A 19,524-nucleotide genomic window follows, 5' to 3' on the forward strand; every position below is an offset into this window, starting at 1 on the left:
GGGGGTCTCCACGAAATAAGGTCAGTGCCACCGGGTGGTCATCAGGAACCCAATGATCGCCAGACCGAACCCAACCAGGATGTTCCAGGAGTCGATCGTGGGAATCGGAAACCGTGCTTCGGAAACGTAGTAGACGATAATCCATAGCAGGCCCAGGATCATCAGCCCGAACATCACGGGTTTGTACCAGACGGGGTTCGGCTTGCGTTCGGTGGAAGCGGCAGCGGTGTTGGACTGGGCCGGCTTCTTACGGGACTTCGACTCGGGCACTTGTCCTCCTAGGTAGCTGAAGCCATACCGGCTTCGCCATAGTGTTCACCCTTACAAGGGCTCGGCTGTCGGCGATCACACACGTTATCCTGAAGAGGATCACTGTGATCGACACGGTTCCGCTCAATTCTAACCAATGAACCGGTCTCGGGGTGCCGGACGCTACGAGCGCGGGACTTCAGGAGTGCTGCGGTCGATACTGGGCAGTGGTGAGGCAACATCTTTTCGGCTTCGACAAATCAACGATTGGCATTCTGCATCATGAGCAAAACCACCCGCATTCTGGTTATCGATAACTATGACAGCTTTGTCTATACCCTGGTCGGTTATCTGCAGGAGCTGGGAGCCGAGACCACAGTGGTGCGGAACGACGACGTCACGTTGGCTGAAGCGATTGCCCTCGCCGAGGTGCGCGACGGTGTGCTGGTGTCACCGGGTCCGGGCGCACCTGCAGACGCGGGAATCTGCATCGAGCTGATCAAGTGGTGTGGCGCTAACCAGGTACCGATGCTGGGTGTTTGTTTGGGACACCAGGCGCTGGCTGAAGCGTATGGTGGCACGGTGACCCATGCGCCCGAACTTATGCACGGCAAGACCTCGCTGGTGGAGCATGAGGCGGGCAGCATCTTCGCTGGCTTACCCTCACCACTGACGGCCACCCGCTACCACTCACTCGCTGCCGTCAGCGATGTAGTCCCGCCGGATCTGGTGGTGACCGCGCGCACCGCCAGCGGCATCATTATGGGGTTGGAGCATCGCACGGCCCCACTGTGCGGCGTGCAGTTCCACCCCGAGTCCGTGCTGACCGAAGGTGGCTACCGGATGCTCGGCAACTGGCTTGAATCCTTGGGGCTGGTCGGAGCAGCCGCGAAGTCCTCGACGCTGAGCCCGCTGATCTCCACCTAGGTTTCTGTCCTGGAAGCCCGCAGTCGAGCGGCTAGGGTTTCCCGGGCTCTCCCGTTGGGGTGGCTGTTGGAGTCGCCGTTGGGCTTGTTGTTGCTGGTTCCGGTTCGGTTGTCGGCTCGTCCTCCGGAGCCGGTTCCATTGCCACGGTGAGGACAATCTCTGTCCCCGGTGCGACAGCCGAACCGGGCTCCTCACTCTGGCCGGTGACGATCTCCGGATCGACTACCTCGTTTTCAACCTCGACAACCCGGACCGTCAGACCCTTCGCGGGGTCTTCAAGCAATGCTCTAGCCTCATCGACAGGCAATTCGATCACCCCTGGTACTTCCACCAGCCCGGTGGACAGCACCAGGTCGACGTCCGACCCTACGGGCACAGATTCACCCACCGCGGGATTCGTGGAAATCACCCGGCCAGCGGGAACCGTTGCGCTGTTCTCCTCGGTGACGTCACCGCCACTGAGATCGGCGGACGTCAGCGCGTCCCTGGCGGAGGACTCGGTCATCCCCATGATGCCTTCCGGAATGACGGCGTCGGATGGTCCCTCAGAAATGGTGACGTTGACCGTTGATCCGGGTTCGACCTCTTCACCGGCCCCGGGATCGGAATCAATGACCAACCCCGAATCGACCGTGTCGCTGAAGTCTTCCTCGAACTGGGGGCGCAGGTCCACGGCGAAGATGGCGTTGGTTGCCTCGTCCTGAGTCATCCCCTCGATAGACGGGACAACCTGCAGGACAGGACCTTCAGGCTCTGTGTTCAACAGATTGAACACCACGAGGGCTCCGCCGGCGAGGACCAGAGCCACGATGATGAAAAAGGTCGTGGTCCAGGCACGCCTGGTTGCCCGACGTCGGTCCTCGTCCTCATCGTGGTCGTCGCTGGACGTGCGAGGCAGGGGATGCGAGGGATAATCGTCAACAAGGGGCACAGAGCTCATCGAGCCGCCAGCCAGCACCTTGGCCATGGCGCGGGTCTGCGGCTCGTCGTCGGCACTGGCAGTCGCCGATGGAAGAGTCGAGAGAGCCTCGGTGGCGCGCTCGTGCGGAGAGGTAGTTGGGAGAATGCCCTTCCGGGCGGCCTGTAGCGCAGAACGGAAGGCCACGGCATCCTGGTATCGATCTTGACGATCCTTTTCCAGGGCGCGGTGCAGCACGGCGTCGAGTGCCGGTGAAACCTCGGGATTGAACTGACTGGCCGGCTTCGGCTCTTCCCGGACGTGTTGGTAGGCCACTGAGACGGGGCTATCCCCAATGAAGGGGGGGCGTGCGGTGAACAGTTCGTACATCAGGCACCCAGCGGAGTACAGGTCGCTGCGGGCGTCGACCGTCTCCCCGCGCGCCTGCTCAGGCGAGAGATATTGCGCCGTCCCAATGACTGCCTGCGTTTGGGTCATGGTGGCAGCTGAATCGGCGATGGCCCGGGCAATGCCAAAGTCCATGACCTTCACATTGCCCTCAGGAGTGATCATGACGTTGGCAGGTTTAATGTCGCGGTGCACGATGCCCGCCTTGTGGCTGTATTCCAGCGCCGACAATACACCGACCATGTGTTCAGCCGACTGCTCGAGAGACAGGTCGCCCGCCCGGATCAGGTCGCGCAGTGTCCGGCCCGCGACGTATTCCATCACGATGAATGGAACTCTCACGTCATCCACCGAACGTCCAGCAGCGTCCTCTTCACCGGTGTCGTAGACGGAGACAATAGTGGGATGGTTGAGCGCAGCGACCGCTTGCGCCTCGCGGCGGAACCGGGATTGGAACAGCGGATCCCGGGCAAGATCCCGGCGTAGTACCTTAATGGCCACCGACCGGCCCAGCCGGATGTCACGACCGAGGTAGACATCGGCCATGCCGCCGCGGCCGATGAGCTCACCTACTTCGTAACGCCCGTTGAGGACTCTGTCCGTGGTCACGTGTCCGCCTTCTGTCTGCATCCGAGTAGTTGAGGAGCGCTACGGCGCTTCGGTGGGGGGTGCGGGGCTGGCGGTCTGTTCAGGGGGCGGGGTGGTCTCCGGCGGGCCCGAGGACACCACGTAGTTCACAGTGCTGCCGGGCTCAACTTTCGACCCTTCGGTGGGGGCCACACTGAGGACCGTTCCGGCGGGTTCGCCGGATTCTTCCTGGCTCGAATTGGCGCCCTGCAGGCCCGCGTTGGCGAGTGCCTGCATCAGTTCCTGCTCGGTGGACCCTACCAATCCGGACGGTACATCAACCGGTGCGGGCCCGGAGGAAGCCGTCACGGTCACCTCAGCGCCGCGGGTGAGGGTTCCGACTGGGCTGACACCAAGCACTAACCCCTCGGATACGTCGGCGGAGTTCTCTTCGACGGTCGTGACAGCCAAACCAAGCGCCGCTAATTCAGCAACTACGTCGTCAACTGGTCTGCCCTCGAATTGCGCAGCGTTTATTACGATTTCTGCTTCTGTGGTTGTCACGGTTTCCTCGGGCTCAGTGGTCGGCGGCTCAGTCGTCGGAGGTTCAGTGGTTGGCGTTTCCGTCTCTGTATCGCTTGGAGTTGCGTTGGTGGTCACGGCCGTCGTGGTCACTGGAGGGATGGTGGGATCGTCGCCAGCGCCGGTGAGCACGGGCCAGAGGAAGAACAGTCCGACACCAAATCCCACCAACAGGAACAGGAGAACCAGCGGGATCAGCCAGGGGCTTCGGCCCCGGGATTCCTGAACGGGGTCGTCCCGGTCTATGTCGTCGTCGTGCCATTCGCGGGACGCGGCAACTACGCCGGTTCCTGCGACCGGCAGTGACGACGTCGACGACGGTACAGCTCTCGTCGCCGCGGTTTGGGGTGCGGGTACCGGAGCGGTGATCGGCCCGGTGCCTGCGCCGAAGAGGAGCATTCCCGGGACCGCGGCCTCGGCGGCGCGGATGTCATTGCGCCTGATGGCGGCGACCGCCTGGGCCAACAATTCGGCGTCGGCCGGACGTTCGGCGGGGTCCTTGGCGAGCATCGAAGCGATGAGTGCACGGACGGGCGTGGGGATGGTCTCGGGAAGGGGTGGGGGGGCATCATTGACCTGAGCCAAGGCAATAGCGATCTGGGATTCGCCGGAGAACGGGCGACGGCCAGCTAGCAGCTCGTAACCAATCACACCCAGCGCATAAATATCACTGGACCCGGTAGCGGCCTGGCCGGTGGCCTGCTCGGGCGCAAGGTACTGGGCCGTGCCCATCACCTGTCCAGTGGCGGTCAATGGAACCTGATCGGCCAGTCGGGCGATTCCAAAGTCGGTGATTTTGACCCGACCGTCCGGCAGGATCAGCAGGTTGCCCGGCTTAACATCGCGGTGCACCAGTCCCTGACGGTGGGCGACGGAAAGGGCCGTTGCGGTCTGTCCGACGATCGACAGGGTGCGGTCCGGGGACAGAATCTGTTCGCGCTCGATAATGGTTGAGAGCGGCTGGCCCGGGACCAGTTCCATTACGAGGTAGGCGGAGCCCCCCTCTTCGCCGTAGTCGAAAACGTTGGCGATCCCGTCGTGATTCAGCAGGGCGGTGTGCCGTGCCTCGGCGCGAAAGCGGTCGAGGAAATTGGGATCGCCGGTGTACTCCTCCTTCAGAATCTTGATGGCAACTTCACGGCCCAGGACCTGGTCCATCGCTTTCCAGACCTCACCCATTCCGCCAATGGCAATCCGGTCGGTCAGCTTGAACCGTCCGCCTAAGGTGATTCCTGATGTAGGCCTCACTTATTCAACACCGCCTCTATCAGTTGCTTGGCGCTTGGACTGGTTAGTTGAGCACCGGTAGCAATGTCCACATTCTGCATCACGATCGATACCACCACCTGGGGGTCTTCCGCGGGTGCAAATCCGGTGAACCAGGCGTTGTCGCCCTGGTCCGAAACTTCGGCCGTCCCGGTCTTACCCGCAACTTCGACACCGGGGATGGTAGCTCCGCGCGCCGTGCCATTGTTGACCACATTGACCATCCACTCGGTGAGCTGGTTCGCCGACTCGGCGCTCATGGATTCCCTGAACACCTCGGGTTCCGGTGCACTGATCCGTTCCAGATCGGGTGCTCGCAGGGCCTTGACCAGGTTCGGCTTCATGAGAACCCCATCATTGGCGATCGCCGCATTCACCATGGCCATCTGGAGGGGGGTCACTCGGACATCAAACTGGCCGATGGCCGATTGGGCGAGTTCCGGCTGCGACGGTTCCGCTGGGAATTGGCTGGATTCGACCCGCACGGGAATGTTGAAGGTTTCACCGAAACCGAACTCCTGCGCCTGTTCCAGAACCGTTTGGGCCCCTAGATCCCAGGCAATCTGCGCGAAGGGCGTATTGCAGGACTGTTCGAGGGCGAACTCGAGGTCCGCCGTTGCCCGCGAGGCACAATTACCGTTGACGAAGTTGGGAAGGCCAGCGTCGGTTCCCGGGAGATCGAGAACCGGCGGGTTCGGAATTTCAGAGCTGGCGTCAAAGTCTCCGGATTCCAGTGCTGCTGCGGCAACCACCAACTTGAAAACAGAGCCAGGGGCCACCAGGGATTCCGTGGCGGGGTTGAAGTAGGGGGAGAGGCCGGGCACTGTGGACAGTTCCTCCAGGTTTTCCAGCACTACCGCTGTGTCGTGTCCCGCCAGCAGATTGGGGTCGTAGGACGGCTTGGATACCATCGCAAGAATGTTGCCGGTTGCGGGTTCCATCACCACTATCGAGCCTTGTTGACCGTCCGGGATCAGGTCCCAGGCTAGTTGTTGAATCTCCGGGTCGATGGTCAGCTCAACCGATGCGCCCTGCGCTTGTGCACCGGAGAACAACTGAACGATGCGATCGTAGAACAAATCGTCACTGGTGCCCGAAAGTTCGTCCGCCATGACGCTTTCCAACTGCGTTGCACCGTTGGCTAGCGAATAGAACCCGGTCAAATGGGCGTAGAGATTCGGTTCGTTGTAGACCCGCTGGTAGTTGAACTGATCGTTGGACGGGACAGACTCGGCTACCGCCCGTCCGTCCACGAGGATGGACCCGCGGTTCTTGCCAAAGTCCTGAAGCAGCGAACGGTTATTCCAGTCGTTGTCGGCAAGGGCTTCGGCTTCGAAGAACTGAACAAACGTGAGTGATCCGAGGACCAGCGTGAACATGGCGAGAGCTACCAGCCAGGAGTTCCTGATTGCCTGGTTCATGCGCCGACCTCCTCGGATCGACCAGTTGATGGCCCGGGCCGGAAATCCTGCCGGTCAGGGAAAGATTCCTTCATCGGTCCAGTGACTGCCGGTCGTCGTGCGGACTCCGAGATGAGCAGCAGAATAGCGACGATAATCCAGTTGGCGAGCAGGGAGGATCCGCCAGCGGACATGAACGGCGTGGTGAGACCGGTGAGGGGAATCAACCGGGTTACTCCGCCCATCACCACAAAACACTGCAGGGCGATGGTGAAGGACAAGCCGCAGGCCAACAGTTTGCCGAACCCATCCCTGGTGCCAAGCGCTGTGCGGATACCCCGGGATACCAACAAGACAAAGAGCATGATGATACCGAAAAGGCCGATCAACCCGAGCTCCTCGCCGAGTGCGGCGATGATCATGTCGCTGTTGGCATAGATCACCAGATCCGGGCGTCCCTCACCGAGACCGGTGCCGAAGAGTCCACCGTTGGCGAGCCCGAAGAGCCCCTGTACCACCTGGAAACTACTTCCAGACTGACGGTTGAATACTTCCGGATCGAACGCGTTGATCCAGCTATCTATGCGCAACGACACGTGGCTGAACAGCTGGACTGCTGCATATCCGCCGACGGCGATCATGAGCAATCCGATGAGGACCCAGCTGATCCGGCTGGTGGCTACGTAGATCATCACCATGAACAGCCCGAAAAAAAGGACCGACGATCCGAGATCGCGCTGGAAGATCAGGACTCCAATGCTGACAAGCCAGGCCACGACCATGGGGGCGAGATCCTTGAACCGGGGCAATTGCAGTGGGCCCACTTTTTTGCCGGCCAACAGGATGAGATCACGATTGGTTGACAGATAGCCCGCGAAGAAGATCGCGAGCGTGATTTTTGCAATTTCTCCGGGCTGGAAGGTTCCGAAGCCTACGTTGATCCAGATCCGGGCACCGTTGATCTCGAGTCCGAGGGGCGACAGCGGTAGCACCAGTAGGACGGCGCTGGCGATCAGGGAAATATAGGTGAATCGTCGGAGCACCCGGTGGTCCTTGAACACCAGCAGGACGGCAATCGACGCCGCCATGGCCACCGCCGTCCACAGAAACTGGTCCTCGGCAACGGTGGTGTCGTTGGCCAGGTCGATCCGGTAGATCATCGCCAGGCCAACGCCGTTGAGCGCGATCACAATAGGAAGTATTACCGGGTCGGCATACTTCGCTCTGATTCGGAGGACGAGGTGGAAGACCAGAGCAAGCGCAGCGAGAATGCCGCTTTGGGTCCAGAAGGCAGAGTCGAGCGGGTTGGGCTTGTCCAGGCCCACAATAAGGTTGGCACTGATCGCCACTCCTAGGGCCACCACCAGGAGAAGTGCTTCGACCGCGCGGCGTGATTTCGGAACAGTTAGGACGTCGCTCATAGTGTCTCGTCTCGGCAGTCCTGCGCGTCACCGGGTGCCGCCTGGGCGGTGCTTTCCGGGCTGGGAGTGCTGGATGGTTCGGCAGATAAATCAGAAGACCCTGACGGCGAGGGTGAGGCGGATGGCGAAGGGGTCTCGTCCTCCGGTGGGCACGCCACAGCACGCAAGTCGGCGCGGAGTTCCTCGACAATACGTTGGGCGTGTTCAAGGTCGGTGGCAGGTAGCGAACCGGCCACACGGGCGCGCTGATATTCCGGGAGGTTGGATACCGGGATGTCGGTTTCCTGATCGAGGTGACTGAGCTTCACGGGGCCGATCGACTGGGAGACCCCGTTAAAAATCGCGACATTGTCTTCATAGGCGGCGACGTAATAGCGGGTCTGGGTCCAGGTATATCCGAACCATAGGACGGCAACAAGAATCAGGGCCATTAGTCCAAGAAACGATGGGACGAGCCAGCGCTTACGGCTATTCGCGGGCTCTTCGTCGTCGTCACCGAACATCTCTGCATCGACTGCGGCTTTGTGCGTCAGCATCATGGCGGCGCGGCGTTCGGTGGTGCGTTGCGTGACAATCGGAATTTGGCCGGTTTCGGTAGCCAGGGCGGCCGATCCGACCAGCATGTGCGGCCGCAACGAAAGATCTTGGCGGATCACGTCGGCGCGGATTGCTGTACCGGGCCTTGCTTCAGGTGGTTCAGCGTCCTCTTTCTCGCCCGCCGCAACTTTCGCGGGAGGAATGGCCGTGAGGGCCGCGGTCCGGAGATCCTCCGGCGTCGCTTCGACGATTTCGACGAGGACGATCGTCACGTTGTCGGGGGAACCGCCAGCAAGGGTCAAATCGATGAGCATATCGACGCAGGCCCGCAGATCCGGCGTCTCGCGCATGATCCGTGCGACGAGAGGATCCCCAAGAACGGCGTTGAGCCCATCCGAACACAGCAACCAGCGCTCTCCGGCCGTAACCTCAAAAGAGTGGAGATCCAGCTCGGGACTCGCGTCAACGTCCCCTAATACCCGCATCAGAACGTTTTTGTGCGGGTGGACGTCAGCTTCCTCGGGTTTCAGCCGCCCCTCGTCGATGAGACGTTGCACGAAGGTGTGGTCGACGCTGATCTGCTCAAAGACGTCATCTTTGAGCCGGTAGGCCCGGGAGTCACCGATGTGGGCGAACTCGAGGCGGCTGCCGTTGAGCAGGAGGGCGGTGACTGTGGTGCCCATCCCGGCCAGCTGAGGGTTGGCACCCACCAGTTCTGAGAGTAGAGAATTGGCAGCCTGGATTTCGTCGGCGAGCTGGTTTGCCGCGTCGCCGTCGTCGTAATCTTTTCGGTCCAAATGAACCAGATCCAGCACGGTTGACGCGGACGCCACGTTACCGCCCGCATGGCCGCCCATACCGTCAGCCACGACAGCAAGGTAGCGGCCCACGTAGGCGGAGTCATCGTTCTTGGCGCGGACCATCCCGACGTCCGAGCGCGCCGCAAAACGCATAATGTAGGCCAATGTTATGACCTCAATTCAATGACCGTCTTGCCGATCCGAACGGGAACACCCAGGTCAACAGGCAGCGCGCGGGTTAGCTGACTGCCCGCAAGGAAGGTGCCGTTGGTGGAACCCAGATCCTCAATGAACCAGCGGCTCCCTTGTGGAAACAGGCGCGCATGACGACCGGAGGCGTAGTCATCCTCGAGTACCAGGGTCGCTTCTTGTGCCCTCCCCAGCAGGATGGGACTGGAGGAAAGTTCCAGAGTGGTGCCCTTCAGCGGGCCTTCGGTGACGACCAGGGTGCGCGCTGTTACGCGGGATGGAGGCTCTTCGATCAGCTCGGGGTGCTTTCGCGCCTGACGCGCGGAGGGAGTGCCGAGGCGGTTTCTACTGCCAACCACCAGATCCCGTCGTAAAGCGCTCACCACGCTGATTACGAGAATCCAGATCAGAATCAGGAAGCCATACCGGAGCACGGTGAGGGTCAGTTCACTTAGGTCATTCATTCCTACCGGCCACCGTTCGGAACCGGCATAAGCCGGAAGGTCATGCGCGTGCGGCCCATGGTGATGATCGATCCGTCAGTCAGATCGGTTTCGCCTTGGACGCGCTGCCCGTTCACGTAGCTGCCGTTGGTGGAGCCGAGGTCGACAGCCTGGGTGGTGCCACCCTGGGTGCGGATCTCGAGGTGCTTCCGCGATACCCCTGTGTCATCGACAAGAATGTCTGCTTCAGAAGAACGACCAAGGACTATCGATCCAGCGTTGAGTGAATAGCGCTGGCCATCGAGATCAAGGACGGGCTGCAGCCTGGTCGGTTGGCGGGTGGGTGCATTGGGGGTTGCCTGCCGGCGTGGGCCATCCTGCTTCTCGGTCGCGGAGTCAATCTCGAAAACCCCAGCTTTAAGGTCAGTGTCGCGGGTGAATGACACCTTGACGGGACCTCGCAGGGTGTAACCCTGACTATTGACATGCTTAATGACAACGTCGCACAACTCTTCAGCGAGCGGCGCCCCCCATTCCTGGGCGAGTACGAAGTCCGACTCGGAAAGCCTGGCCGTGAAAACATTCGGTGCGAGGGTGCGGCCTTCTGCCAGCGTGATTGCTTTGGTGTCCAGCTCCCGTCGGAGGGCACTAGCGATCTCGACAGGCTGTACCTGGGACCGCGATCCGGTCGAGAAGGCGCCCCGGACAATCTTCTCCAATCCGCGTTCCACGTTATCCAGAATGCCCATTTGCTGCCTCCTCACCTTCCGACTGGTTAGCTGGTCGGAACAGCCGTCCAGAGCCCTCGTTGTGCGCGAAGGCATGGTCGACGTACGACACGGTCAGTTCGATACTACTGGGGACCTTTGGAAAAGGCCTTAACCGCAGCTCGTGCATCAACCACTATCTGATCACAATTGCGGCACCGGGACTGGTGTCACCGGGGACTCACTGCAAGCTGGCGTTCTGGGGGACTGTTTGGCGTTTAGGTGATTTCAGCAATGCTCCGTTATGCTTATTTCTGCTGTTCTCGGAGGTCCTTCAACGTTTGTTGGGAAGTTCTGGGCGGTTGCGCGCGAGTGGCGGAACGGCAGACGCGCTGGCTTCAGGTGCCAGTATCCGAAAGGGTGTGGGGGTTCAAATCCCCCCTCGCGCACGGTTTGGACCCCCGGTTATCCGGGGGTCTTCTTCGTTAAGCGCCGAGTTCGAGATCCGGGCTGTGAGCCGGTTGCCGGGATAGTGATGCTGGACTTACTGAAAATCTCGGGATTTAGTGGTCGCCTTCATCTTCAGCACTTCAAACTTGTCCGCCACAATATTCACCACACCTTCGGAGGACCGCTCGAGCATGCCACGGACCAGCACGCCACTTGCTTCCCGGGCAATGCGCCGGTATCGCTGCCAGACTCCCACCGAGCAGATCACGTTCACCAGGCCCGTCTCATCCTCAAGATTCATGAAGGTAATGCCACTGGCAGTGGCTGGTCGTTGCCGGTGGGTTACCACACCGCCCACTTCAACCCTGCGTCCCGACTCAGACTGCACCAGGTCTGCGGCAGTCAGCACACCACGCCTGGCCAGGGTTGATCTGATGTGCCGTACGGGATGATCATCGGGGGTGATGCCGGTGGACCAGAGGTCAGAGGCGACCCGGTCTGCAGCGGTGAGGTCAGGGAACAGCGGCGGTTGGATATACACGGTGGTGCCCTTGAGCTGCCCCGCGCGTTCGGTAGCGGCGGGGCCGGCGTTCCAGAGCGCTTCACGCTCAGTGAGTCCCATTGACTCGAATGCTCCTGCCGCTGCCAGGGATTCAAGCTGGGCGGCGTTGAGTTCAGTGCGCCGTACCAGGTCGGCCATATCCGCAAAAACGCCGTTGTTGAGGCGTTCGGAGACGATCTGCTCAGCCAACGTGGTCCCGATGGACTGGACGCTATCCAGGCCTAAACGCACGGCAAAGTTGGCGTCCCGCCGGTGCAGCGTCGAATCGAAAGGGATCTTTCGGTCAAAAGGCCCAACGGGTGGCTGATCATGATCGCAGCAGGTGTCCATCCCGGTGGCTTGTTCTGTAACCGCACCCACATGTTCGTTGAGTGGCTCAAGATCGGCGTGTACCCCCGACTGCAGCAGATCTGGCCGTAGCACTGTCACCCCATGTCGGCGGGCATCCGCCACCAGCGTCTGCGGGGAATAGAATCCCATGGGCTGAGCTCGCAACAGTGAGGCAAGAAAGGCCCCAGGATAATGCAGTCTCAACCAGGCACTGACGTACACCAGGAGGGCGAAGCTGATGGAATGGCTTTCAGCAAAACCGAAGTTGGCGAAGGCCTGGATTTTACGGTAGATCGAATCGGCCGTCTCACCGGTGATGCCGTTGGATGCCATCCCTACATACAGCTTGTCCCGCAAGGTATCAATGCGTTCCAGTCCTCGTTTGGACCCCATCGCCCGGCGTAACTGGTCGGCGTCGGCACCCGAACAGTTACCAACCACCATGGCCATCTGCATAAGTTGTTCCTGGAAGAGCGGTACTCCCAAAGTTCGTTCCAGCACGGGTTCCAGTTTGGGATGCAGGTAGGTGACCTCCTCCTCCTTCAGCTTCCGTTTAATGTAGGGGTGGACCGCCCCACCCTGAATAGGTCCTGGCCGCACCAGTGCCACCTCAATTACCAGGTCATAAAACTCCCGTGGCTGGAGGCGGGGCAGCATGCCCATCTGGGCACGACTTTCCACCTGGAATACACCGATGGAATCGGCGAAGCAGAGCATGTCATAGACGCCCTGCTCTTCCTTCGGAACGCTGTGCAGATTCCACCTTTCACCAAAATGTTTCTCAGCCAGATCGAAGTTGTACTGGATGGCGGCGAGGATTCCCAGGCCCAGCAGGTCGAACTTCACCAACCCCATCCACGCGCAGTCATCCTTGTCCCACTGCAGGACGGTCCGGTTCTCCATTCGTCCATCCTCAATCGGGCATACTTCACCGACGGGCCGATCCGTGAGCACCATCCCCCCTGAATGGATGCCAAGGTGCCGCGGGAATTTCAGAACACTCTGGGCCAGATGAACAACCGGCTCAGGGATGTCGTGGTCGTCGCTGGATACGAGTCCACCCCAACGTTCAATCTGCTTGGACCAGGCGTCCTGCTGCCCCGGGCTGTGGCCTAAAGCCTTAGCCATGTCCCGGACAGCAAATTTAGGTCGGTAGGTGATCACGTTGGCTACCTGGGCGGCATTGAATCTCCCGTACTTGTTGTACACATATTGAATGACTTCCTCCCGTCGGTCGGAATCGAAGTCGACGTCAATATCCGGTTCCTCATCCCGCATGCTGGAAAGGAAACGCTCAAATGGCAGGTTGTACAGAATTGAATCGACTGCAGTGATTTCCAGCAGGTAACAGACAGCCGAGTTGGCCGCCGAGCCGCGACCTTGGCAAAGAATCCCTTTCCTCCGGGCGAAGTGCACCAGGTCGTGAACAATCAGGAAGTAGCCGGGGAACTTTTTGTCCTCGATGACGCCAAGTTCCTTCTCAATCCGCTCCACTATGTCCCTCCGCCCCGGGTAAAACTTGTCGGCGCCCTGCCAGACCAGTTTCCGCAAGTAGCTCATCTGGGTATGTCCGTCCGGAAGTGTCAGATTGGGCAGCCCGGGCTTGACGCTCCGCAGCCTGAAGGCAAGGTCGTCCGCCAGATCCACTGTTCGTTCGATCGCGCCGGGATAGGCAGCAAACCGTGCAGCCATTTCTGCTCCGCTGCGCAGATGAGCGGAACCTGCAGCGGGTAGCCAACCGTTCATCTCATCAAGGCTCCTCCGTGCACGCACAGCAGCCAGGGCAGTGGCCAGTTGGTGCTGGTCGGGTGAGGCATAGTGCACGTTGTTGGTGGCGATCACCGGAAGTTTCAACCGAGCCGCCACAGCCGCCAGTGCATCGTTGAAAGCACTGTCCATCGGGTTCCCCTGATCGGTGAGCTCGACAGCAACATTGTCCTGCCCAAACAGCTCAACCAGATGCCGGACGGCGAGCCGGGCGCCTCTCTCGCCGTCGCGCCTCAGCGCCTGACGGACAGTACCTTTTCGGCAGCCGGTAAGAATCATCCAACTGTCTGCCGCCCGCCCCGCCAACCCATCAAGGCTGTAGCGTGGTTTTCCCTTCTCGGCGCCTTCGGCCAACTGTGCAGCGGTGATGGCCCCTGCCAACCGCCGGTAGCCTTCTGCGCCCCGGGCGAGGACCAACAGATGGCTGCCTTCCGGATCGGGTTCACCGGTTTGAGGTTTCTGCAGATCCAGGGACAGCTCGGTGCCATAAACTGTGCTCAACTGTGGGTATTTTTCGGCGGCTTCGGCAAGGTGAACCACCCCATAGAGGCCGTCATGATCGGTCAACGCCAGGCCATGCAACCGCAGCCGGTAAGCTTCCTCCACTAAGTGCTCGGGACTTGATGCGCCGTCGAGAAAGCTGAAGTTTGAGTGAACGTGAAGTTCCGCGTAGGGCACCGAGGGACCGGTTGGTTCAGGAATCTCTGCGTCGGGCGCCCGGTATGGTTGGCGTTTCGGTGACCAGGCTGGGCTGTCACCGCCGTCAGCACCGACGGGGGGCGCACCAGGACGACGGCGGTCGGAAAGGGTTCGCTCAAACTCTGACCACGAAATGGGGGGATTACTCCACCCCATGGCGGCCCCGCTGTTCCTTTAATTGCCTGGCCCTAGTCATAGCTGGCCTCAGCCCACCAACGGTGGTCCTCAAGCAGCAGTAGCCAGGCCGCACCGGTATCATCCACCAGCTGAAAACGGTTGAGTACGCGGCCCGTTGAATCCCACCATCGTTCGTTGATTGGCCAAGGCCCGGCCCAATGCTGCACCGTGCGCTGGCGGGTGGTTGTTCCTGGCGCAGCGAACTGCGCAGGGATGCTGGTGAGCACTCCTCGGGGGTCAACGTCAACGGTGCACCCCGCAGTATCCTGCACGAGCACCTCGAGGGGAGTGTCGAAGACGGTAGCAGGAGCCGGCCCCGGCAGCCGTCCAGGCCAGGGCTGACCCTGGCGCGACTTTGCCATTGCCGGATGACTGGTTGCTGAGTCACCCCAGGGGATGAACACCCTGCGGTCCTTGAGCATCCTGCCCCCTGCAACTATCGCAGTAAGCACAGCCCCGTGCCCCAGCATGCTTTGTACACGGGCCAGCCCGTGATGAATGCTTTCATCGGGTCCAGTACCCCACAGCCCGTCCGCGTGGTCACCCAGATCCTCAACAGTGTCAGGAATTGTTTGCACCCGGGTGATGCCCGATTGCAGTCCGTGCTCAACCAGTCCTCCGCCCTGCAGTTGCCACCTCACGCGATCGAGAACATCATCGGCATCAAACCATCGTGGATGCTTCCAGAGCCGGTCAGACACTTCACCTGATTCGGAGTGCAGCACCACCCGCACCGCGGTACACACGAGACCTGTCTCGCGAAGATGGTCAACAAAGCGATCAGCAGCGATGCGGAAGGCGAAAGCGAGTTCATCAATTCGAACCAGAGCCGGTTCGAAGTCGACGACGACATCCAGTTCGGGCGGAGGCTTTCGGGCCACGACAGTGCGGTGATCGAACCCGCTGGCTTTGCTGTGAGCGAGGGCTCCATCGACGCCGAACCGATTGCGGATGTCGCCGGAATCCAATCTGGCAAAGTCGCCTAGAGTCCTGATTCCCAGCCGTCGCAGCAGGACTGCGAGTTTGGGTTCACCAAGCACATCCAAGGGAAACGTGCTCAAGAAGTGTGGTGATTCGCCGGGTGGGACAACCCAGATGGGGTCTTGTTCAGCGCCCTCGAGAACCTCTGTGGCACGGGCTGCATGCTCAGCTGCGAACGGTGAATCGGCAACACCAATTCTTGCAGTGTTCAGTCCAAACGAAGCGAGCGTGGTGAGGAGTACCGATGCGGCGGGAGACTCGCCGCCGTAGTACCTGCTGGGTCCCTGGGCGTGGATGGCGCACAACCCCGGGCGTACCACCTGGACTCCCGGCATCATCTTTTCAATACCGGCGACTACTGGTTCAAAGACCCGTTCATCGAGGTCCGGAGCGTAGCGTTCGACGACGAGTTCAGGGCATCGTGCCTGGGCTTCCCGGATCCTTAGCCCACGTCTCACGCCCTCGGCCCGCGCCGAAGGGGAACAGGCAAACACCTCTCCCTTGTCAATAAGTGCGAGGGGAGCATTAACTGGAACGTCAAGTTCACGGAGGGCAGCGGTAATCGGCCAGTCCGGGATCCAGAGCATCATGACTCTGGTGGCGCTCCGCCGCGGCGGTTGAGGAAATGCCTGCAGCTTCATGAAGCACTCACCACCCGGGGGATGAAAGGCCGACCCTTATCACCGCTGCCAGCACCGGGGAACTGGGACCATGTGCTTTGCCGTAGTTCGGTCAGGGAAAGTTCCGAACTTCTGGAGCGACCATTGTGTCCCTTGACGGTTACCTTCAACCTACGGGTCTGGAGGTGTCCTGCCCCGGATCCCAAGCCCCCCCACCTGTTTTCTGACACGCTGAGCACAGCTTCGCTCTGCGGCCAGGCACCCACGGTGATCAAGACTGCTCCGCGCTGCCGTAACCGCGCCCTGAGCCGTGCCACATCTGAGCCAGTAATGGTCGATGGCGCCTTGGTCAGGATGACCGACACAACGTCCACCATTGCTGCTGTGGCTGCCAACCATTGGCCCTCCAGCTGGGGAATGAGAATCAGACGATCCAGATCAATACCCAGGTTTGCTGCGGCCTCAACGTTGAAGTCGGGGATACCGATCACGCTGCACCAGGCGCCAGAGCCTGACGGGCCAGCAAGTAAGGCCATCGCCAGCGTGGTGGAGTTTTCAACTGAGTAGGCGGCGCCAGCCATCAGACCACCGCCAGGGAGGATTCGCCCGAGAGAAGGAATGGTAGGCAACCGCCGGGATCCCAACCGGCTTCCCTGCATTTGATTGATCATCTCCTGCAGCCCGGACTCACTGCGGGATTTACCAGCGGTTTCTGGCACCAGCATGTCCTGTTCCGGGGCGTATCCCGGAGACATTACAGGGCTGGTTGCTGATGCGCTCACCCTTTAATTTTCGAATATATGTTCGATTAAGTCAATCGGTGGTTCGGGGCTTCAAACCTTCTGAACATATGGTTTAAAGGTTCCCCGGAGTACCCTATCCTCATGTGCGGACGTTTTGTGGTGGCGGGATCTGACCAGGACCTCATCGACCTGTTTGACGTTGACTTTGTTGACAAGGATCTGCCGGAACCTTCCTACAACGTTGCCCCCACAGATACCGTACGGCTCCTGCTGGAACGTCTTTCTGATACAAATGGTCATCCGACCCGACACTTGACCACCGCCCGGTGGGGACTGGTGCCGTCCTGGCTGAAAGCCCCAAAGAAGGGCCCACCCCTGATCAATGCGCGGGTTGAGACTATCCTCGAGAAACCGTCCTTCCGCACCGCTGCCTCACGTCGTCGGGGCATTGTGATGGCCAACGGCTACTACGAGTGGGAGAAGGGGACGGACGGCAAAATACCCACCTATCTACATGGCCAAACCAACGACATGCTCGCCTTCGCGGCCCTCTATGAATACTGGCCGGACCCAGCACTTCCCGAAGATCATCAGGAAAAATGGCTGCGTAGCTGCACCATCATCACCACCACGGCCAGCGACACGCTTGGCCATATTCACGACCGGACACCGCTCATTCTTCCCGCAGACCTTTACCCAGAATGGCTTGATCCACGAATGACCAGTAGCACTGATGTGCAGACACTGATCGACGCCATCCCTGAACCTCTACTGGTGCCCCGCGTGGTAGGTAACGCCGTCGGCTCGGTCCGCAACAATGGGCCGCAGCTGATTGAACCCGTTGCTACATGACAGTCTCAGCAGTCACTGATCTCCCGGTTCCAGACTTCTCCGTCCTCGTCCTCAGCGCCAATCGGGATCACCACCTCGCCAATCTGGTGGCGGGTCTTAACCGTTCAACCCTGCAGCCCACTGAATTGGTGGTTGCCTACATGGGCCAACCAAATCCCGCGCCGCTGGCTTCAACGATTCCTCAGCGGATTGTCCATCTTCCAGCATCGGCCACCGGCACCCTCAACCTCGCAGCCGCTCGCAATGCAGCAGCCGTAGCCGCTTCGACTGAGGCCCTCATCTTCCTGGACGTGGACTGCATCCCGGCCAGCACATTGTGTGAGACCCTGCTTCGGGACCTGGTGGACGCCGGGGGAATGGTCATGGCCCAGCCCCGCTACCTCAGTGCCGCCGGGTTTCCTGAACACGACGGCGATGCAGGGCTGATGCGGGCCTCCCTGCCTCACCACGCGCGGAGGTCCCTGGCGCCGGCAGACGGCGAACCGCCGACCCCCACCGACCGTTTCGAACTGTTCTGGTCTCTGGGTTTCGCCGTTACGGCCGGCGATTTCGGACGGATCGGCGGCTTCGATGAGACGTTCACCGGATACGGTGGGGAGGACACCGATTTTTCCTTCACCGCCCGGGATCGTGGCGTGAATCTTTCGTTCTCCAGCGCCACCATGTTCCACCAGCATCACGGCGTCACTCGCCCCCCACTGCAGCACTTCTCCGACATCATTGCGAACAGCCTCGTGTTCTACAGCAAATGGGGGGTGTGGCCGATGACCGGTTGGTTGACGGCCTTCGCCGACGCCGGGCACATCGCCTGGGCCGACGATGGCCACACAATCGACGTGCTCAGACAGCCCACCACGGGTGAGGTCGCCGCGGCACGGGTGAATGCGCCGTACTAGAGGCCCGCCGCCGAGGCTCTCGATACCAGGTCAAGCAACCGGTCGCTAAAGGTGTCGCGGCTGACAAACAGGGCCGCCCGTAGCGCTCCGGCATCCGATCCCACAGCCTGGCGTAGGAGCTCTGGCCATGCCGCCGTTGACCAGGTCTCAGCCATCGGGATTCCTGCTGACCTATTCAGCGCGCGGGCAAAGGCGGTTTGCTCACCGAAAGGCCGCTCCTCTGGCACCAGGACGGTGGGCCGGCCGGCCGCTGCCGCTGCCGCGACGGCGTGGTAGCCGGACGACGTGACGACTAGATCCGCCGCCGCCAGGTCCGGGCGCGGGTCCTTGAGAACGCCGAGCAGGCGCACATTCGATGGCAGGTCGGCACTGCCGGAGCTGAGACCCACCACATTCCACTGCCACTCGGGGCACGATCGTGCAGCCCTGGCAATCTCAGTGACGCTGACTCCGCTGCCGCCAAGGCTGGTCTGAACCGCAATGACTTTCCCGCCGGTGGAGACGGGCCCGGCGGACGCAGAACCCGTTGGTTCGAGCATCCCCAGATACTGTGTCCGATCTCCATACGCCTCACCATAGGCGGGGTCCTCCAGCGTTTGAGGGTAGTAGGCGAACAGCCCGGTGGCCGCAGCGTAGGCGGTTTGGTGCGCCACGTCTGACCGGTCTCCGGGCATCCGCCGGTAAAGCACCGGATACCCACAGAGCCGGGCAAAGACTGCAGCCTCGGCGGAAACGTCGATGATGACAACCTGGGGATCGAAATCCTGCCAGGCAGCATGCAACTGGGAGAACCGGTCCCTGATGGTTGAGTGGGTTGGTGCGTAATGCAGAAACGGTTCAGGGGGTACCGGGTAGGGCTCGCCGTCGGGTCGGATGTCAGCAGTAAGCTGGGCAAAGCGGGTGTGCGGGATGTCATTTAGCCCGGGCGGTTCGGTCGAGCCCGTAACCAGGAGATCAACAACCTGTAACCGTGCGATAGCCAAGGCGTGGCGCAGGTGTCCGGACCCGTGATGGTGCGTGTAATAGGCAACGCGGGGGAGGGTCATCGGTTCC

15 protein-coding genes and 1 tRNA gene are annotated in these 19,524 nt (G+C 60.9%); 4 read left to right on the plus strand and 12 right to left on the minus strand.

The window, feature by feature from the left end; translation table 11 throughout:
* Positions 1-21: 21 nt before the first annotated feature.
* Positions 22-270 carry a cell division protein CrgA gene (locus ACX80A_RS04775; RefSeq protein WP_459258538.1) on the minus strand — a complete coding sequence of 83 codons (249 nt, stop codon included), beginning with the start codon at positions 268-270 and terminating at the stop codon, positions 22-24.
* 261 nt (positions 271-531) lie between these two features.
* On the opposite strand from ACX80A_RS04775, the gene ACX80A_RS04780 reads away from it, so the two are divergent.
* Complete coding sequence (locus ACX80A_RS04780; protein WP_459258539.1) at positions 532-1,176, plus strand: anthranilate synthase component II; 645 nt, start codon at positions 532-534, stop codon at positions 1,174-1,176.
* A gap of 31 nt (positions 1,177-1,207) precedes the next feature.
* Here ACX80A_RS04780 and pknB read toward each other — a convergent pair whose 3' ends face one another.
* The 7 genes from pknB to ACX80A_RS04815 are packed head-to-tail and all read right to left on the minus strand — an operon-like array spanning position 1,208 to position 10,436.
* Positions 1,208-3,091 (minus strand): Stk1 family PASTA domain-containing Ser/Thr kinase, encoded by a 1,884-nt coding sequence (pknB, locus tag ACX80A_RS04785; protein ID WP_459258540.1) that lies wholly within the window; start codon positions 3,089-3,091, stop codon positions 1,208-1,210.
* A gap of 39 nt (positions 3,092-3,130) precedes the next feature.
* A complete protein-coding gene (locus tag ACX80A_RS04790) occupies positions 3,131-4,879 on the minus strand; it encodes a protein kinase domain-containing protein (RefSeq protein ID WP_459258541.1) in 1,749 nt (582 codons plus the stop codon).
* Positions 4,876-6,318 (minus strand): peptidoglycan D,D-transpeptidase FtsI family protein, encoded by a 1,443-nt coding sequence (locus tag ACX80A_RS04795; protein ID WP_459258542.1) that lies wholly within the window; start codon positions 6,316-6,318, stop codon positions 4,876-4,878. Before ACX80A_RS04795 ends, ACX80A_RS04790 begins: the two co-directional genes overlap by 4 nt.
* On the minus strand, positions 6,315-7,718 hold the full coding sequence (locus ACX80A_RS04800; protein ID WP_459258543.1) for an FtsW/RodA/SpoVE family cell cycle protein: 1,404 nt from the start codon (positions 7,716-7,718) through the stop codon (positions 6,315-6,317). The genes ACX80A_RS04795 and ACX80A_RS04800 overlap by 4 nt, the downstream gene beginning before the upstream one ends.
* Positions 7,715-9,178, minus strand: coding sequence for a PP2C family protein-serine/threonine phosphatase (locus tag ACX80A_RS04805; protein WP_459258829.1), 1,464 nt, complete (start codon positions 9,176-9,178; stop codon positions 7,715-7,717). The genes ACX80A_RS04800 and ACX80A_RS04805 overlap by 4 nt, the downstream gene beginning before the upstream one ends.
* A 44-nt stretch (positions 9,179-9,222) precedes the next feature.
* On the minus strand, positions 9,223-9,708 hold the full coding sequence (locus tag ACX80A_RS04810; protein ID WP_459258544.1) for an FHA domain-containing protein FhaB/FipA: 486 nt from the start codon (positions 9,706-9,708) through the stop codon (positions 9,223-9,225).
* Between the two features lie 2 nt (positions 9,709-9,710).
* A complete protein-coding gene (locus tag ACX80A_RS04815; RefSeq protein ID WP_459258545.1) occupies positions 9,711-10,436 on the minus strand; it encodes an FhaA domain-containing protein in 726 nt (241 codons plus the stop codon).
* Between the two features lie 324 nt (positions 10,437-10,760).
* Here ACX80A_RS04815 and ACX80A_RS04820 point away from each other — a divergent pair.
* Positions 10,761-10,843: transfer RNA gene (locus tag ACX80A_RS04820), tRNA-Leu, on the plus strand.
* Positions 10,844-10,938: 95 nt separating this feature from the next.
* On the opposite strand, the gene ACX80A_RS04825 is transcribed toward ACX80A_RS04820, so the two are convergent.
* From ACX80A_RS04825 to ACX80A_RS04835, 3 genes are read right to left on the minus strand one after another with little or no spacing between them, the layout of a single operon-like run.
* Positions 10,939-14,358 (minus strand): error-prone DNA polymerase, encoded by a 3,420-nt coding sequence (locus tag ACX80A_RS04825; RefSeq protein WP_459258546.1) that lies wholly within the window; start codon positions 14,356-14,358, stop codon positions 10,939-10,941.
* A gap of 32 nt (positions 14,359-14,390) precedes the next feature.
* The gene (locus ACX80A_RS04830) at positions 14,391-16,001 is read right to left on the minus strand and encodes a DNA polymerase Y family protein (RefSeq protein WP_459258547.1); all 1,611 of its coding nucleotides are present in this window, start codon (positions 15,999-16,001) and stop codon (positions 14,391-14,393) included.
* Positions 15,998-16,762 carry a hypothetical protein gene (locus ACX80A_RS04835; RefSeq protein WP_459258548.1) on the minus strand — a complete coding sequence of 255 codons (765 nt, stop codon included), beginning with the start codon at positions 16,760-16,762 and terminating at the stop codon, positions 15,998-16,000. Before ACX80A_RS04835 ends, ACX80A_RS04830 begins: the two co-directional genes overlap by 4 nt.
* Positions 16,763-16,864: 102 nt before the next feature.
* On the opposite strand from ACX80A_RS04835, the gene ACX80A_RS04840 reads away from it, so the two are divergent.
* Together ACX80A_RS04840 and ACX80A_RS04845 are read left to right on the plus strand one after the other, a co-directional pair.
* On the plus strand, positions 16,865-17,575 hold the full coding sequence (locus ACX80A_RS04840; RefSeq protein WP_459258549.1) for an SOS response-associated peptidase: 711 nt from the start codon (positions 16,865-16,867) through the stop codon (positions 17,573-17,575).
* Positions 17,572-18,471 carry a glycosyltransferase family 2 protein gene (locus tag ACX80A_RS04845; protein WP_459258550.1) on the plus strand — a complete coding sequence of 300 codons (900 nt, stop codon included), beginning with the start codon at positions 17,572-17,574 and terminating at the stop codon, positions 18,469-18,471. The genes ACX80A_RS04840 and ACX80A_RS04845 overlap by 4 nt, the downstream gene beginning before the upstream one ends.
* Here ACX80A_RS04845 and ACX80A_RS04850 read toward each other — a convergent pair.
* Positions 18,468-19,517 (minus strand): glycosyltransferase, encoded by a 1,050-nt coding sequence (locus ACX80A_RS04850; RefSeq protein ID WP_459258551.1) that lies wholly within the window; start codon positions 19,515-19,517, stop codon positions 18,468-18,470. The genes ACX80A_RS04845 and ACX80A_RS04850 overlap by 4 nt on opposite strands.
* Positions 19,518-19,524: the final 7 nt, after the last annotated feature.

This window comes from Arthrobacter sp. TMN-50 (assembly GCF_054511125.1).

Coding starts and splice junctions, on each gene's coding strand:
- ACX80A_RS04780 (WP_459258539.1), top strand. CDS start 532: ATGAGCAAAACCACCCGCATTCTGGTTATCGATAACTATGACAGCTTT.
- ACX80A_RS04795 (WP_459258542.1), bottom strand. CDS start 6,318: ATGAACCAGGCAATCAGGAACTCCTGGCTGGTAGCTCTCGCCATGTTC.
- ACX80A_RS04800 (WP_459258543.1), bottom strand. CDS start 7,718: ATGAGCGACGTCCTAACTGTTCCGAAATCACGCCGCGCGGTCGAAGCA.
- ACX80A_RS04805 (WP_459258829.1), bottom strand. CDS start 9,178: ATGGTCCGCGCCAAGAACGATGACTCCGCCTACGTGGGCCGCTACCTT.
- ACX80A_RS04810 (WP_459258544.1), bottom strand. CDS start 9,708: ATGAATGACCTAAGTGAACTGACCCTCACCGTGCTCCGGTATGGCTTC.
- ACX80A_RS04815 (WP_459258545.1), bottom strand. CDS start 10,436: ATGGGCATTCTGGATAACGTGGAACGCGGATTGGAGAAGATTGTCCGG.
- ACX80A_RS04825 (WP_459258546.1), bottom strand. CDS start 14,358: ATGGGGTGGAGTAATCCCCCCATTTCGTGGTCAGAGTTTGAGCGAACC.
- ACX80A_RS04830 (WP_459258547.1), bottom strand. CDS start 16,001: ATGAAGCTGCAGGCATTTCCTCAACCGCCGCGGCGGAGCGCCACCAGA.
- ACX80A_RS04840 (WP_459258549.1), top strand. CDS start 16,865: ATGTGCGGACGTTTTGTGGTGGCGGGATCTGACCAGGACCTCATCGAC.
- ACX80A_RS04845 (WP_459258550.1), top strand. CDS start 17,572: ATGACAGTCTCAGCAGTCACTGATCTCCCGGTTCCAGACTTCTCCGTC.
- ACX80A_RS04850 (WP_459258551.1), bottom strand. CDS start 19,517: ATGACCCTCCCCCGCGTTGCCTATTACACGCACCATCACGGGTCCGGA.